We start from the raw sequence: 14,213 nt of genomic DNA on the forward strand, positions 1-14,213 counted from the left end.
CACAGACTCTGAGCGCAAAACGAGCAACGCCGCTTCCCGTCAAGGAAGCGGCGCCTCAACCGATCAAGGATCGCTCAGGAGCTCAGGCCGGGCGCTTGTTGCCGGTCAGTTTCTCGTACTTGACCCACAGCATTTCGGTCGTTTCCTGATGATTGTCGTCCTTCGGGATGCAATCAACCGGGCAAACCTCGACGCACTGCGGCGTATCGTAGTGGCCTACGCACTCGGTGCACTTGTTCGGATCGATCTCGTAGATCTCGGCCCCCTGCGAGATGGCTTCATTCGGGCACTCCGGCTCGCACACATCGCAGTTGATGCATTCGTCGGTGATAATCAGAGACATGGCAGCTTTCCTTCAGGACATTAAAGTTTTTCAGCAACTTTCTTGCGCAACCGCTCGCTGATCGCAGGCTGCACGAACTTGCTCACATCGCCGCCGAGGATGGCGATCTCGCGCACCATCGTTGCCGAGATGAACATGTACTGTTCACTAGGCGTGAGGAACACCGTTTCAACCTCCGGATAGAGGTTGCGGTTCATCCCCGCCATCTGGAACTCATACTCGAAATCCGACGCGGCACGCAGGCCGCGCAGGATGACCTTGGCGCCACGGTCATGGAGAAAGTCCATGAGCAGGCCGTCAAAGCTGCACACCTCGGCGTTCCGGTACGGCGCCAGGACTTCCTTCGCCATGTCGACGCGCTCATCGAGCGTGAAGAACGGGCGCTTGGCCAGGCTGGCCGCAATACCGACGATGACGTGGTCGAAAAGGTTGACCGCCCGCCGCACCAGATCTTCGTGACCGAGAGTCATCGGATCGAAGGTGCCGGCGTAGATCGCCACGCGCTTGTTAAGCGCCATCGTGTTGAGTCCTTCGCAATAATTGATAAAAAACCTGGCCGGCTCGCCCGTCACGCACGGTCTGCCAATCGCTACACGCCACGACCGGATATTCGGCCTCGACATAGAGCGAACCGTCGTCGACCAGGAGCTGTGGAAGCAACGGCGCCAGTCGTTCGATCCAGCCCTGCTTGTACGGCGGATCGAGGAACAGCACGTCGAAACGCACCCCGGTCGCCGTCAGCGAGGAGGCGAATTTTACCGCATCCGCGCGGACAATCTGCAAACGCCCGCCGGCGTCGAGCAGGCGCGCATTCTCTTCGAGCGCGGCGGCGACCTTGGGCGCATGTTCGACCATCACCACTTTCGCCGCACCGCGTGAAGCAGCCTCGAAACCGAGCGCACCACTACCGGCGAAAAGATCGAGGCACGACAGACCGTCGAGATCCTGTCCAAGCCAGTTGAAGAGCGTTTCACGAACGCGGTCCGGCGTCGGCCGCAGACCTTGCGCGTCGGGAAAGCGCAAAACACGCCGCCGCCACTCACCGCCGATGATGCGTACTGTGTTCAAGAAGAAACTGCCAAAGAATGAATGCCGGGACTTAACCACAACGACGCGACGTCAATCAAGTGAAACTTGCCCACGTTACGGTTCGCCGACGACGACGACCGTCACCATGCGCTCGACCGCCACATGCCGGGCGAAGGCAGCCCTGACGTCGGCCGCACTGACCTTCTCGACGTTCTCCGCGTAGCGATCGAGGTAGTCGAGCGGCAGTCCGTAGAAGCCGATGAGCGCGACGTTGTCGAGGATCTTGCCGTTGCTGTCGAGGCGCAGGGGAAAGCTGCCGACCAGGTTCTGCTTTGCCGCCCGCAGTTCGGTCACACTCGGCCCGTCGGCGATGAAACGCTGGAGCACCACACGGACCACGCCGAGCGCTTCATCGGCCTGCGCCTTCTTCGTCTGCAGGCGGATCTCGAAGGGTCCGGACTGCGCCAGCGGCATGAAATGACTGCCGACGCTGTAGGCCAGCCCGCGCTTTTCTCGCACTTCCCGCATCAGGCGCGACACAAAGCCACCGCTGCCGAGCGTGTAGTTGCCAACCGCCAGCGCGAAGAAATCGGGATCGCCACGCTTGAGCGCCGGCAGGCCGATCAGCACGTGCGCCTGCGCAGCAGAATGCGCGACGCGCTCTTCGACAGGCGTAGTCGACGGCACGACGGGCGGCGCGCCAGGAGTTGCAGCGCCACCGGCCGGCAGTTCTGCCGTGAGCTCCTCGGCCAGCGCTTGTGCCTGCGCCCGCGAGAGATCGCCGACCAGCGTCACCGACGCGTTTGCCGCCGTGTAATGCTGCCGATGGAATTCGACCAGGTCGTCGCGCCCGATGCTCGCCACCGACTCGGGCGTGACATCGCGGCCGTAGGGGTGGCCGGGATACAGCAGGCGCCAGAACGTGCGCGCCGCGATGACCTCGGGCCGGATCGCCGACTCCTTCAATCCGGCGATGGTGCGCGCCTTCTCACGCGCCAGCACCTCGGCCGGAAACTGCGGTGCGACGAGCACCGAACGCATGAGCGCGAGCGCCGGCAGCCGCTTGTCGTCAACCGACAGCGTCCGCAGATGCAACGAAGCGCGCTCGATGTCGGCGCTGCCGGAGAGCGCGGCGCCGACGTCGGCAAGGCGGCTGGCGATCTCGCGTTCATCCAGGTCCGAAGCCCCCAGATCGATCATCCCGCTCGTCAGCGCGGCGACGCCCGATTTGCCGCCAGGATCGCGCACGCTGCCGGCGGCGAAGTCGATCTGCACGTCGAGCATCGGCAGGTCATGGTTTTCGACAAAGAAGACACGCGCGCCCGACGGGGCGAGCCAGTGCTCGATTTTCGGCGTGGCGCCTGCCCAACGGGAAAGCAGCCCCACACCGATAACGAGCGCGAGAAGGACGTGGCGCAGTCTCATTGGCCGGCCTCCTTGAGCGGTGCCGACGGCAGCGGATCGAGTTCGGCGACCGTCAGGCGCTCGTCGACGAAGTATTTGCGCGCCACGGCCTGCACCGCCTCCGCCGTCACCGCCTGGAACTTCTCGATGATTCGCTTGCCGTGCCCGTTCGCAATGCCAACCGCCTCGAGCTGGCCGATTTCCATCGCCTGCGCAAACATCGAGTCGAGTTTGTAGACCTGCCCGGCGACGAGTTGCGCCCGGGCGCGCGCCAGCTCGTCGGGCGCCACGCCGTCCTCGGCAATGCGCGCGATCTCGGCGCGCAAGGCCGCCTCCAGATCGGCGCGCTTCTTGCCTTGGCCAGGCGCACCGCTCAGGTAGAAAAGGCCGGGGCCGCGCGCCAGCGAGTCGTAGGAGGCGCCGGCGGAGACGGCGAGCTGCTGTTCGCGGATCAGATGCGTGGTAAGACGCGCGGCATCGTGGCCGTCGAGGACCGCGGCGAGCATTTCGAGCGCGTAGGGATCGACATCGTTTTCGACGTCGCGCAGCACGGGCACCTTGTACGCCATGATGAGTACCGGCAGCTCGGCCTCGGCGCGCAACGTGAAGCGGCGGATTCCGGCCTGTTCCGGCTCGATCGGCTCCTTGCGCGGGGACAGGGTTCGCGCCGGCACGCGGCCGTAGTACTTTTCCGCCAGCTTGAAGACCGCCTGATGATCGACGTCGCCGACGACCACGACGCAGGCGTTGTTCGGCGCGTACCAGCGCCGGTACCAGTCGCGCGCGTCCTGCACGGTCATGTTCTCCAGGTCGTTCATCCAGCCGATGACCGGCACGCGGTAGGGATGCGTCTGATAGGCGACCGCCGTCAACTGCTCGCCGAGGCGCGCGTGCGGGCTGTCGTCGGTACGCTGGCGGCGCTCTTCCATGACGACCTTGATCTCCTGCGCGAACTCGCCGGCGTCGAGGTTGAGATGGCGCATGCGGTCGGCTTCGAGCTGCATCATCTGCGCCAGCCGCTCCTTCGGCACCTGCTGGAAGTAGGCCGTGTAGTCCTTGCTCGTGAAGGCGTTGTCGCGCCCGCCGGCGGCCGCCACCCGGCGGCTGAACTCACCGGCGCCGACGTTCGGCGTGCCCTTGAACATCATGTGTTCAAGCACGTGCGCGACGCCGGTCGTGCCGCTCACTTCGTCCATGCCGCCGGCGCGATACCAGACCATGTGCACTACAGTCGGCGCCCGCCGGTCTTCCCTGACGATGACGCGCAGTCCGTTCGACAAGGTGTGCTCGTAGGGGTTGGCGCGCGCGGGCAGCGGCACCGTCAGGAACAGCAGTACGGCGAGCGGGTAGGCGATGCGTTTCCGGGTCGGCATGGGCAAAGTGGGCTTCTGTTAAAATCGGCGTCCAGGTTTCAACACCAAGGTTTCACGGCGACGGCATCTTACTCCCAGCCGGCGCCTCTTCCCCAGACCACCCGAAAGACACGACACCTCATGTTTGGTTTCCTCAAGAAATCCACCGCCACGCAGGAGACTGCTCCGACCGCCGGCACGCACGAACCCTCGTGGCGCGAAAGGCTGAAAGCGGGACTCGCGCGCACGCGCGCCCAGTTCAGCGGCAAGCTCAAATCGATGTTCTCGCGCGGCAAGGTCGACGACGAGCTGCTCGAAGAACTCGAAACGCTCCTGCTGACCAGCGACGTCGGCATGGAGGCGACCCAGCATCTGCTCGACGAGCTGAAGCTGCGCGCCAAGCGCGACAAGATCGAGACGCCGGAAGGCATCCAGAGGGCGCTCTCCGATGCCTTGCACGAATTGCTGCTGCCGCTGGAAAAGCCGCTCGACGCCGCGCGTCACCGTCCGTTCATCATCATGATCGCCGGCGTCAACGGCGCCGGGAAGACGACGTCGATCGGCAAGCTGGCCAAGTACTTCCAGATGCAGGGCAAGTCGGTCCTGCTCGCCGCCGGCGACACCTTCCGCGCCGCCGCGCGCGAGCAGCTGATGGCCTGGGGCGAGCGCAACAACGTCACGGTCATCTCGCAGGAATCGGGCGATCCGGCGGCCGTCATCTTCGACGCGATCTCCGCTGCCAAGGCGCGCGGTATCGACATCGTGCTCGCCGACACCGCCGGTCGCCTGCCGACCCAGCTGCACCTGATGGAAGAAATCGCCAAGGTCCGGCGCGTCATCCAGAAGGCCGACCCGACCGGGCCGCACGAGACGCTGCTCGTCCTCGACGCGAACTTCGGACAGAACGCGCTGATGCAGGTGAAAGCCTTCGACAAGTCGATCAACGTCACCGGGCTCGTCGTCACCAAGCTCGACGGCTCGGCCAAGGGTGGCGTCGTCGCGGCGATTGCGCGCCAGTGCCCGAAGCCGATCCGCTTCATCGGCGTCGGCGAGAGCATCGACGACCTGCGCCCCTTCGTCGCACGCGACTTCGTGGACGCGCTGTTCGAGTGAGACGCGGATGATCTCGTTCAGCGCCGTCACCAAACGTTATCCCGAAGGGCTCGAGGCGCTCCGGGACGTGAGCTTCAGCATCAGCGCCGGCGAGATGGTTTTCTTCACCGGCCACTCGGGCGCCGGCAAATCGACCGTCTTCCGCCTGCTCGCCGCGATCGAGCGCCCGACCTCGGGCAGCATCGTGGTCAATGGGCAGAACCTCGCCGCGCTGCGCAAGGGCGCGATTCCCTACCTGCGGCGCAACTTCGGCCTGATCTTCCAGGACCAGAAGCTGCTCTTTGACCGCAGCGTGCTCGACAACGTGCTCCTGCCGCTCGCCATCGTCGGCGCGCCGCACAAGGAAGCGCTGCGTCGGGCGCGCGCCGCGCTCGACAAGGTCGGCCTGCTCGAGCGCGAGAAGGCGCACCCGATCGCGCTCTCCGGCGGCGAACAGCAGCGGCTGGCGATCGCCCGCGCCGTTGTGAACCGGCCGGCGATCCTGCTCGCCGACGAGCCGACCGCGAACCTGGACGTGGATTCGGCGTCCGACATCCTCGCCATTTTCCGCGCCTTCCATCAGGTCGGCGTCACGCTCGTCGTCGCCACGCACGATCCGCAGTGGATGGCGCGTTTTTCGCCGCGCGTGCTGCGTCTCGAGCGTGGCCAACTTGTCAGTGACTCCGGAGACAGCGCATGAGCGCCTTCGTTTCGCAACACGTCACCGCGCTACGCAGTGCATTGCGCCGTTTTTTCACGGCGCCGCTCAATACCTTCCTCTCGTTGCTCGTCATCGGTATCGCGCTGGCCCTGCCCTGTGCCGGCTGGGTCGCCATCGAAAACCTGCTCCACGTCGCCGGCAATACCTCCGGCACGCAGGAGATCAGCATTTTCATGGACACGGACGCCGGCAAGAAGGACGTCGCCGGGATCGAATCGCGGCTGCGCGAAGCCTCCCCGGGCGAATGGCGGCTCGTCACACGCGAAGACGCGCTTGAGCAGTTGCGTGCCGCCGAGGGCATGGGCGAGATCGTCGCCAGCCTGCCGAAGAATCCGCTGCCCGACGCCTTCATCGTCGCCCCGGCTGACACGCAGCCGGCGGCGATGGAAGCGCTGGCCGCCACCTTCGCCGAATGGCCGAAGGTCGAACACGTGCAGCTCGACTCGGCGTGGAGCAAGCGCTTCGATGCCTTCCTGCGCATCGGCAAGCTGGTGGTGACGCTGATCGCCGGCGTCTTCGCCGCCGCGCTGGTCGCCGCCACCTTCAACACGATTCGCCTGCAGATCATGGCCAACGCCGCCGAGATCGAAGTCGCGCGCTTCGTCGGCGCGACCGACGCCTTCATCCGCCGGCCGTTCCAGTACTTCGGCGCGCTGCAAGGCGCCTGCGGTGGCCTGCTCGCGGCGGCGCTTGTATATTCCGGGACGCAGCTGTTGACCGCGCCGGTCGGCGAACTGGCGGCGCTGTACGGCGGCGACTTCGTGCTGCGCGGCCTCTCGCCTGCCAACATCGGCGCACTCGCCGGCGTCGGCGCGGCGCTCGGCTGGCTCGGCGCGCAACTCTCGGTCGCCATCCACCTGCGGCGTTTGGGCTAAAGTAAGGGACCCGATCCCGGCGGAAGGCTGCGACCATGGAACTGGCTCAGGAAACACAGGCATCGACGCGCCAACACTGGAGCACGGCCCTGCGCGCCTACATCCGCAACAATCGCCTGACCGCCGCCGGCCTCACCCTGGCACTGCTTTCGGTGCTGATCCTCCTCGGGCAAAGCCTCGCCCGGATCGCCGCCGGCGAAGCCGCACCGGGCCTGCGCAACGCGTTGCTCGGCGGCCTCGCCGGGTTGGCGACGACGACGCTCGGCGCCCTGCCGGCGCTGGCGCTGCGCAGCATCCCGCAAAAACTCGAAGACAGCCTGCTCGGCGTGGCCGCCGGCATGATGCTCGCGGCCAGCGCGTTCTCCCTGCTGCTACCCGGACTGGCGGCCGGCGCCGAGATCACCGGCAGCAAAGGACTCGGTGCCGGCGTCGTGGTCCTCGGCATGGCGCTCGGCGTCTTGCTGATGCTCGGTCTCGACCGCTTCACGCCGCACGAGCACGACAGCACCGGCCCGTGCGGACCTGCGCCCGACCGCTGCGGGCGCGTCTGGCTCTTCGTCTTCGCCATCGCGCTGCACAACCTGCCGGAAGGCATGGCGATCGGCGTCAGCTTTGCCCGGAATGACCTTGCGGTCGGTCTGCCGCTGACCACGGCGATCGCCCTGCAGGACATCCCGGAGGGCCTCGCCGTCGCGCTGGCGTTGCGCAGCGCCGGCTTCGGCACCGCGAAGTCGGTCTGCATCGCCGCCGCCAGCGGCTTGCTCGAACCGCTCGGTTCGCTGCTCGGCGTCGGTCTCTCCAGCGGCCTCGCCTTCGCCTACCCCGCGGGCCTCGGGCTCGCCGCCGGGGCGATGCTCTTCGTCGTCTCGCACGAAGTCATCCCCGAAACCCACCGTAACGGCCACCAGACGCCGGCAACGCTCGGTCTGATGCTCGGCTTCGCGCTGATGATGGTGCTTGACACGACACTCGGCTGAGCGCGGCCGGCAAGCGCAAGTTCAGCGACTACGAGCACATCGCGCCGCGGCAGCGCCAGGAATGCGGCGTCGACATCGACCCGCGCGCACGCACCGGCGAGATCGCCAGCGTTTTGGCCGGCGGCCTCGGCGCTGTGTTGAACACGCTGATCGGCGTGATGAACCTGATGAACGTCCCCGGCTACCACCCGCAGGTCGTCAAGGGCGCCATCATCCTGGCGGTCATGCTCAGAAAATCTGAAGGGGCGCTTCAACAGCCGTTCGTAACAGACTGCCGCAGCGGCAAGCCATTCCATTGCCTGCGAAGCTTGAGTCCGCGACTCCCCCGGAGCTGGCGGACTTTTCTTTCCGATCGCCCGCTTCGCGCCGCGCGTTTTGGATTTGCGCCAAGCAACGGCAAAATAGCGGATTTTCCGGCGGCCCGTGAGCGCCGCCAACCGAGCAAAAAGCGAACCAACGAAAGCAGAGGACATAATGCAGATCGCCCCCGGCACCCTGATTTCCACACGGGTACTCCTGTTCGACATGGACGGCACCCTCATCGACTCCACCGCCGCCGTCGAGCGCATCTGGGGACGCTGGGCGTCCGAACACGGCCTGTGCTTTGCCGACTTCGCCCACTCAATGCACGGGCGGCGCGCCGTCGACATCATGAGCGCGATCGCGCCGCCCGGTCTCGGGCTCGATCTCGTCGCTGAAGTCGCGCGCATCGACGACGAGGAAGTCGTCGAGACCGACGGCATCGTGCCGATCGCGGGCGCTGCCCGGCTGCTCGCCTCGCTGCCGCCGGAGAACTGGGCGCTCGTCACTTCGGCGCGCCCCGAACTCGCGCGCGCCCGCATGGGCGCCGCCGGGCTGCCGATGCCGGAAATTGTCGTCACCTCCAACGACGTCATCCAGGGCAAACCGCATCCGGACTGTTTCCTCAAGGCATTGGAACGGCTCGACGTTTCGGCTTGCGATGCAATCGTTTTTGAGGATGCGGCCGCAGGGCTGGCGGCGGGACGCGCCGCCGGCTGCCGCATCGTCGCCCTCGCCACGACCAGCGAGGCAGAACGCCTTGAGCCCGAGGACTGGGTGTACGACTTCGAGCGCATCGAACTGCTCGAGGTTCAGAGCGACGGGAAGTTGCTGCTGCGCTTCAACTGAAAAAAGAAGGCCGTCCGTGCCGGCTGCGGCAGGACGGCGCACAAGAGGGTTGTAGCCCGAATCAGGACGACGAACCGCCGAAGCGGCTTTCCGCCTGCTTGCGGAATTCGGAGGGCGTCGTTCCCTTGATTTCGAGGAAGCGGCGGTTGAAGTTTGCGACGTTGTTGAAGCCGACCGCGTAGCAGATGTTGGTGATGTACTGGTCCGAGTTCATCAGCAACTGGCACGCCTGGTTGATGCGCACGTGATTGACGAAATCGGTAAAGGTGTTGCCGGTCGCGCGCCGGAAGAAGCGTGAGAAACGGCTCTCGCTCATGCCCAGCTCCGCCGCCACGTCGGCTGCCGTGATCGGTTGCGCGACGTTCTCGGTGATGCGATTGACGATGGCGTTGATCTGGTCGAGCTCGTCGTCGTTGTCCATGCCCTGCATCCGGGCGCTCGACAGCAGGCGATAGTCGGACCAGCGCGTCAGGTCGGTCATGAAGGCAAGGAAGGCTGCAAACCGCCGCATCCCTTTGGCGGCCTTGATGATCTTCCAGTGCTCCTGCCCGAGATGCGAGAAGCCGAAGAACTCGATACCGTGACGCGCCCGTTCGAGTAGCGGCATGACCTCCATCAGCTCGGGGATCGACTGGCAGGCCTTTTCGATCGGCGCGTGCCGGAACTGGATCACCAGATCGCGTTTCTCGACGCCCTCGGGCGGCACATCGAGCGAGATCCAGTTGTGCGGCAGACGCGGCCCGCAGAGGACGACGTGTCCGGGTTCGAACGGCCCGATCCAGTCGCCGACGAAGGTCTTGCCGGAGGTCGTCGTGATGATGTGGAACTCGTATTCCTCGTGGCAATGCCAGCGTGCCAACGGGGTCGGATAGCCGTGTTCGAGACAGCGGATGAAACCGACCTCGGCCGTCGGTTCGTAACCCAGCGACGGACTGCGGTTGAACTCAGCCTCGAGTTCAGGCTGACGAAGCCGGCTCGGCGTGCTAGCTGTTGAATGTCCCATGACAAGGCTCGGCGAAAAAACGCTCCATCGGTCAGATTCCCGTCATCCGTTGTGCGTGGTTAGCTTGGTGGTTCGACGCAGGCAGCTCTTGGCCTCGCTGGGCTCCGGCGGTTCTGGGTATGCCGAAGCCCTGTAGCAATCTCAGTGCGCCTTCACGAAGTCATTAACGCGCTGATAAGCCTTGCGAATGGCTCCGACGAGGCGTGGATCATTCGCCAGCTCGCCCCAAAGCACCATATCGGCACAGAAGGCCGCGACCGGATCGGCCGCCTCGCACATCGCATGCGCCACCGCCGGGTCCATCGCCTGATCCTGGTACTCGTAGGCGATCTGACCCTTGTGCCAACGCTCGAGGTAAGCCAGGAACAAGGCCGGCAGCATCGCCACGCTATCGATCGCCTCGTTGCGCGCCAGCCGCTCGCGGAACGTCGGCGCGATGAACCCCGGGATCTTCGAGAAGCCGTCCATCGCCACGCGCTGGTTCGTATCGCGGATCGCCGGATTGCCGAAGCGATCGAGCACCACGTCGCGGTAGTTCTCCAGATTGAGCGGGCACGGCGAGAGCACCGGAATCACGTCGTCGGTCACGTAGTCGTAGGCGAACTGGCGGATCACCGGATCGTGCGTCCCTTCGTGGATGTAGAGGTAACCGACGAGCGTCCCGGCCCAGGCGATACAGCTGTGCGTCGCGTTGAGCAGACGGATCTTCGCTTCCTCATAGGCGGCGACGGATTGGACCATCTCGACGCCGACCTTCTCCCAGGCCGGACGACCGGCGATGAAGTTCTCCTCGATCACCCACTGCAGGAAGCTCTCGCCCATCACCGCGGCCTTGTCGACCTTGCCGGTCGCCGCCAGCACGCGCTCGGCAACGTCCGGCGCCGGACGCGGCGTGATGCGGTCGACCATGTCGTTCGGGCTGGTCGTGTTCTTTTCCATCCAAGCCAGCAGCTCACTGTCACCGAGCGCCTTGATGAACTGCACGAGACCGCTGCGCGAACGGTCGCCGTTGTGGCGCAGGTTGTCGCAGCAGAGCAGCGTCACCGGACCGCCGTTCTGTTCCTTGCGGGCTTTGAGCATGACGGCGAGCGCCCCGTAGATCGTCGTCCCGGCGTTGCCGGCCTTGACCGCCGCCAGATCGTTGGCGATGTCGGCGGCGGTTGTGTCGAGCACGTTCTTCGGGTCGAGGTAGTAACCAGCTTCGGTGACCGTGAAGGAGATGATCTTCGTTTGGGAGTCAGCCGCCTTGGCGATCAAGGGCTTGACGCCCGGCTCGAAGGGAATCACTTCCTTGATCGAGGTGATGCGGATGTAGTGGTGCTCGTTCGCTGGCGAGATCGTCTCCAGCGTGTATTCGCCCTTCTGCTCGACGAGCGCAGCGATCGTTTCGGCCATGTCCGGGCGGACGTTGCCGCCGGCGAGGCTCCACTGGGTGTCGCCCGTTTCGCGCAGCATGTGCAGGTAGAGCGCCTGGTGGGCACGGTGGAAGGATCCCAGGCCGACGTGCAGCCAGACCCGGGGTTCAGTAGCGTTTGACATACAGGACTCCTGTGCGATGTTGTGTTGTTATTTGACGACGACGATACGGCCCTTGGCGTCGAAGAAGTGGGCGGTGGACAGATCGATCTTGACGCCGACCTTTTCGCCGGCGACGAGGCTCGAGCGCTCGGTGTGGCGCGCGACGATCTGTTCGCCCCATTCGGTCGTGACATAGACGAGCGTCTCGGCGCCGAGCGCTTCGACGAGATCCACCGTCGCCTTGAATTCGCCGTCGGCTTGCGCGACGAGTTCGACGTATTCCGGACGCAGGCCGACGAAGCCGTCGATCGGGAACTTGCGGCCGGAGGCGGCGAGCGATTTGAGCTTGCTGGCGCCGACCATGTTCATCTTCGGCGTGCCGATGAACTGGGCGACGAACTGGTTGGCCGGGCGGTCGTAGAGTTCGAGCGGGGTGCCGACCTGTTCGACGAGACCATCACGCAAGACGACGACGCGGTCGGCCAAGGTCATGGCTTCGACCTGATCGTGCGTCACGTAGATGGTCGTCGCACCGAGGTCGCGGTGCAGCTTGGCGATCTCGACCCGCGTCTGGCCGCGCAGCGCGGCGTCGAGGTTGGAGAGCGGTTCGTCGAACAGGAAGACCTTCGGCGAGCGCACGATGGCGCGACCGATGGCGACCCGCTGGCGCTGGCCGCCGGAGAGTTCCTTCGGCGTGCGCTTCAGGTACTGGGTGAGGTTGAGGATCTCGGCGGCCTTCGTAACCTTCTCTTCGATGACCGCCGGGTCGGCCTTGGCGAGTTTCAGGGCAAAGCTCATGTTCTCGTACACGCTCATGTGCGGGTACAGGGCGTAGCTCTGGAAGACCATCGCCAGGTCGCGCTTGGAGGACGGTTCGTCGGTGATGTCGCGCCCTTCGAGGTGGATGGTGCCGGCGGTCGTCGTCTCCAGTCCGGCGATCAGGCGCAGCAGCGTCGATTTGCCGCAGCCCGAGGGGCCGACGAAGACGATGAATTCGCCTTGCTGGATCTCGAGATTGACGCCCTTGATGACGCGCGCCTCGCCGAAGGACTTTTCGATGCCGCGCAGTTGCAGATATGCCATGTTTGTTCTCCCTAAGTTCTTACTTGACGGCGCCGAAGGTCAGGCCTTGCACCAGTTGTTTCTGACTGAACCAGCCGAACACCACGATCGGTGCGATGGCCATGAAGGATGCTGCCGAGAGCTTGGCCCAGAAGAGGCCTTCCGGACTGGAGTACGAGGCAATGAGCGTGGCCAGCGTGCCGGACTTGGCGGCACTGAGGTTGAGCGCCCAGAAGGCTTCGTTCCAGGAGAGCACGAGGCACAGGAGACCCGTTGAGGCCAGACCGCCCAGGGTCAGCGGCAGGAGCACCATGCGGAATTCCTGCCACAGGTTGGCGCCGTCCATGCGCGAGGCTTCGAGGATCTCGGCGGGGATTTCCTTGAAGTTGGAGTAGAGCATCCAGACCATGATCGGCAGGTTGCCCATGACGTTCACCACGACGAGGCCGGTGCGCGAGTCGAGGAGCCCGCTGCTCTGGGCGAGGACGTAGATCGGCACGAGGGCGCCGACGGCCGGCATCATCTTGGTCGAGAGCATCCACATCAGGATGTCCTTGGTGTGCCGGCTCTTGAAGAAGGCCATGGCGTAGGCGGCCGGGAAGGCCAGGAGCAGGCCGACGACGGTCGAGACGACGCTGACGATCAGCGAGTTCTTGGCGTAGAGCAGGTAGTCGCTGCGCTCCTGGACGATGCTGAAGTTCTCCAGCGTCGGCTCGAAGAAGATGAGCGGCGGGACGGAGATGGCCTGCAGTTCGGTCTTGAACGAGGTGAGCACCATCCAGCCGAGCGGGAAGAAGAGGAGCAGCGCGACCGCCCAGGCTGCGATGGTGCGCACGCCGAGGGCGAGTGCGTTCATTTGGAGTCGTGTCATGTCGGTCTCACTTGTCGAGGTTTTTGCCGACCATGCGGATCAGGAAGATGCCGGCGATGTTGGCGAGGACGACGGCGAAGAGGGCGCCTGCGGAGGCGACACCGGCGTCGAAGTTGAGGAGCGCCTGCTTGAAAATGAGGAAGGCGATGTTCGTGCTGGCATCGCCCGGGCCGCCACCGGTGGTGGTAAAGATTTCGGCGAAGACGGAGAGCAGGAAGATCGTTTCGATCATGACGACGACGGCGAACGAGCGACCGAGGTGCGGGATGTAGAGGTAGCGCAGCTGCTGCAGGTAGTTGGCGCCGTCCATGCGCGAGGCTTCGAGCTGTTCGCGGTCCATCGACTGCAGCGAGGTGACGAAGATCAGCGTGGCGAACGGGAGCCATTGCCACGAGACGATGGCGATGACGGAGAGCAGCGGGTAGTCGGTGAGCCAGTCGACCGGGGTGGCGCCGAAGAACCTCCAGATCTGGGCGATGACGCCGTAGATCGGGTTCATCATCATGTGCTTCCACAAGAGCGCATTGACCGTGGGCATGATGAAGAACGGGGAAATCAGGAGGATGCGGACGAGGTTGCGGCCGGGGAATGGGGCGTCGGTCAGGAGGGCGATCAGGGTGCCGAGCACCACGGTGATGAGGACAACGCTGCCGACCAGCAACAAGGTATTGACCGTCGCCGTGACGAACGACGGGTCAGTGACGAAAAATTCCCAGTTCTCCAGACCGATGAATCCGGTCTGCTCCGGTTGCAACAGGTTGTATCGGATCACCGAAAAATAGATCGACATCACCAGTGGAACAATCATCCACAAAAA

At 64.9% G+C, this 14,213-nt stretch carries 15 protein-coding genes; 5 read left to right on the plus strand and 10 right to left on the minus strand.

What is annotated here, in order from left to right; translation table 11 throughout:
- Positions 1 to 82: 82 nt before the first annotated feature.
- The 5 genes from KBA32_RS09635 to KBA32_RS09655 form a co-directional block, all read right to left on the minus strand.
- Positions 83 to 343 carry a YfhL family 4Fe-4S dicluster ferredoxin gene (locus tag KBA32_RS09635; protein WP_294358092.1) on the minus strand — a complete coding sequence of 87 codons (261 nt, stop codon included), beginning with the start codon at positions 341 to 343 and terminating at the stop codon, positions 83 to 85.
- A 20-nt stretch (positions 344 to 363) separates the two neighbouring features.
- Positions 364 to 861, minus strand: a complete 498-nt coding sequence (gene coaD, locus KBA32_RS09640) for a pantetheine-phosphate adenylyltransferase (RefSeq protein WP_294358094.1) — start codon at positions 859 to 861, stop codon at positions 364 to 366.
- A complete protein-coding gene (rsmD, locus tag KBA32_RS09645) occupies positions 851 to 1,411 on the minus strand; it encodes a 16S rRNA (guanine(966)-N(2))-methyltransferase RsmD (protein ID WP_294358096.1) in 561 nt (186 codons plus the stop codon). The genes coaD and rsmD overlap by 11 nt, the downstream gene beginning before the upstream one ends.
- Before the next feature lie 75 nt (positions 1,412 to 1,486).
- Complete coding sequence (locus KBA32_RS09650; protein ID WP_294358098.1) at positions 1,487 to 2,797, minus strand: pitrilysin family protein; 1,311 nt, start codon at positions 2,795 to 2,797, stop codon at positions 1,487 to 1,489.
- Positions 2,794 to 4,149, minus strand: coding sequence for a pitrilysin family protein (locus tag KBA32_RS09655; RefSeq protein WP_294358100.1), 1,356 nt, complete (start codon positions 4,147 to 4,149; stop codon positions 2,794 to 2,796). Before KBA32_RS09655 ends, KBA32_RS09650 begins: the two co-directional genes overlap by 4 nt.
- Before the next feature lie 120 nt (positions 4,150 to 4,269).
- On the opposite strand from KBA32_RS09655, the gene ftsY reads away from it, so the two are divergent.
- The 5 genes from ftsY (at position 4,270) to KBA32_RS09680 (ending at position 8,942) form a co-directional block, all read left to right on the plus strand.
- Entirely contained in the window at positions 4,270 to 5,241 is a 972-nt protein-coding gene (ftsY, locus tag KBA32_RS09660; protein ID WP_294358103.1) for a signal recognition particle-docking protein FtsY, read from the plus strand.
- Positions 5,242 to 5,248: 7 nt separating this feature from the next.
- Complete coding sequence (locus KBA32_RS09665) at positions 5,249 to 5,920, plus strand: cell division ATP-binding protein FtsE (protein ID WP_294358106.1); 672 nt, start codon at positions 5,249 to 5,251, stop codon at positions 5,918 to 5,920.
- Positions 5,917 to 6,816 (plus strand): permease-like cell division protein FtsX, encoded by a 900-nt coding sequence (ftsX, locus tag KBA32_RS09670; RefSeq protein ID WP_294358109.1) that lies wholly within the window; start codon positions 5,917 to 5,919, stop codon positions 6,814 to 6,816. The genes KBA32_RS09665 and ftsX overlap by 4 nt, the downstream gene beginning before the upstream one ends.
- Before the next feature lie 35 nt (positions 6,817 to 6,851).
- Positions 6,852 to 7,793 carry a ZIP family metal transporter gene (locus KBA32_RS09675; RefSeq protein WP_294358113.1) on the plus strand — a complete coding sequence of 314 codons (942 nt, stop codon included), beginning with the start codon at positions 6,852 to 6,854 and terminating at the stop codon, positions 7,791 to 7,793.
- Between the two features lie 474 nt (positions 7,794 to 8,267).
- Positions 8,268 to 8,942, plus strand: a complete 675-nt coding sequence (locus KBA32_RS09680; protein ID WP_294358115.1) for an HAD-IA family hydrolase — start codon at positions 8,268 to 8,270, stop codon at positions 8,940 to 8,942.
- 61 nt (positions 8,943 to 9,003) lie between these two features.
- Here the strand turns inward: KBA32_RS09680 and KBA32_RS09685 are convergent, their stop codons facing one another.
- The 5 genes from KBA32_RS09685 to KBA32_RS09705 all read right to left on the minus strand — a co-directional run.
- A complete protein-coding gene (locus KBA32_RS09685; RefSeq protein WP_294358117.1) occupies positions 9,004 to 9,945 on the minus strand; it encodes an AraC family transcriptional regulator in 942 nt (313 codons plus the stop codon).
- A gap of 141 nt (positions 9,946 to 10,086) precedes the next feature.
- A complete protein-coding gene (dalD, locus tag KBA32_RS09690; protein ID WP_294358118.1) occupies positions 10,087 to 11,484 on the minus strand; it encodes a D-arabinitol 4-dehydrogenase in 1,398 nt (465 codons plus the stop codon).
- Positions 11,485 to 11,511: 27 nt separating this feature from the next.
- Complete coding sequence (locus KBA32_RS09695; RefSeq protein WP_294358120.1) at positions 11,512 to 12,546, minus strand: ABC transporter ATP-binding protein; 1,035 nt, start codon at positions 12,544 to 12,546, stop codon at positions 11,512 to 11,514.
- Positions 12,547 to 12,565: 19 nt separating this feature from the next.
- Positions 12,566 to 13,396 carry a carbohydrate ABC transporter permease gene (locus tag KBA32_RS09700; RefSeq protein WP_294358123.1) on the minus strand — a complete coding sequence of 277 codons (831 nt, stop codon included), beginning with the start codon at positions 13,394 to 13,396 and terminating at the stop codon, positions 12,566 to 12,568.
- Between the two features lie 7 nt (positions 13,397 to 13,403).
- On the minus strand, positions 13,404 to 14,213 hold an 810-nt coding region (locus tag KBA32_RS09705; RefSeq protein ID WP_294358126.1), incomplete at its 5' end, for a carbohydrate ABC transporter permease.

The organism is Propionivibrio sp., from assembly GCF_017995515.1.
Classification (GTDB): Bacteria; Pseudomonadota; Gammaproteobacteria; order Burkholderiales; family Rhodocyclaceae; genus Propionivibrio.

Excerpts from the sequence above, each read along its gene's own strand:
- KBA32_RS09635 (WP_294358092.1), bottom strand. The coding sequence starts at position 343 with ATGTCTCTGATTATCACCGACGAATGCATCAACTGCGATGTGTGCGAG.
- coaD (WP_294358094.1), bottom strand. The coding sequence starts at position 861 with ATGGCGCTTAACAAGCGCGTGGCGATCTACGCCGGCACCTTCGATCCG.
- KBA32_RS09650 (WP_294358098.1), bottom strand. The coding sequence starts at position 2,797 with ATGAGACTGCGCCACGTCCTTCTCGCGCTCGTTATCGGTGTGGGGCTG.
- KBA32_RS09655 (WP_294358100.1), bottom strand. The coding sequence starts at position 4,149 with ATGCCGACCCGGAAACGCATCGCCTACCCGCTCGCCGTACTGCTGTTC.
- ftsY (WP_294358103.1), top strand. The coding sequence starts at position 4,270 with ATGTTTGGTTTCCTCAAGAAATCCACCGCCACGCAGGAGACTGCTCCG.
- KBA32_RS09665 (WP_294358106.1), top strand. The coding sequence starts at position 5,249 with ATGATCTCGTTCAGCGCCGTCACCAAACGTTATCCCGAAGGGCTCGAG.
- ftsX (WP_294358109.1), top strand. The coding sequence starts at position 5,917 with ATGAGCGCCTTCGTTTCGCAACACGTCACCGCGCTACGCAGTGCATTG.
- KBA32_RS09675 (WP_294358113.1), top strand. The coding sequence starts at position 6,852 with ATGGAACTGGCTCAGGAAACACAGGCATCGACGCGCCAACACTGGAGC.
- KBA32_RS09680 (WP_294358115.1), top strand. The coding sequence starts at position 8,268 with ATGCAGATCGCCCCCGGCACCCTGATTTCCACACGGGTACTCCTGTTC.
- KBA32_RS09685 (WP_294358117.1), bottom strand. The coding sequence starts at position 9,945 with ATGGGACATTCAACAGCTAGCACGCCGAGCCGGCTTCGTCAGCCTGAA.
- dalD (WP_294358118.1), bottom strand. The coding sequence starts at position 11,484 with ATGTCAAACGCTACTGAACCCCGGGTCTGGCTGCACGTCGGCCTGGGA.
- KBA32_RS09695 (WP_294358120.1), bottom strand. The coding sequence starts at position 12,546 with ATGGCATATCTGCAACTGCGCGGCATCGAAAAGTCCTTCGGCGAGGCG.
- KBA32_RS09700 (WP_294358123.1), bottom strand. The coding sequence starts at position 13,396 with ATGACACGACTCCAAATGAACGCACTCGCCCTCGGCGTGCGCACCATC.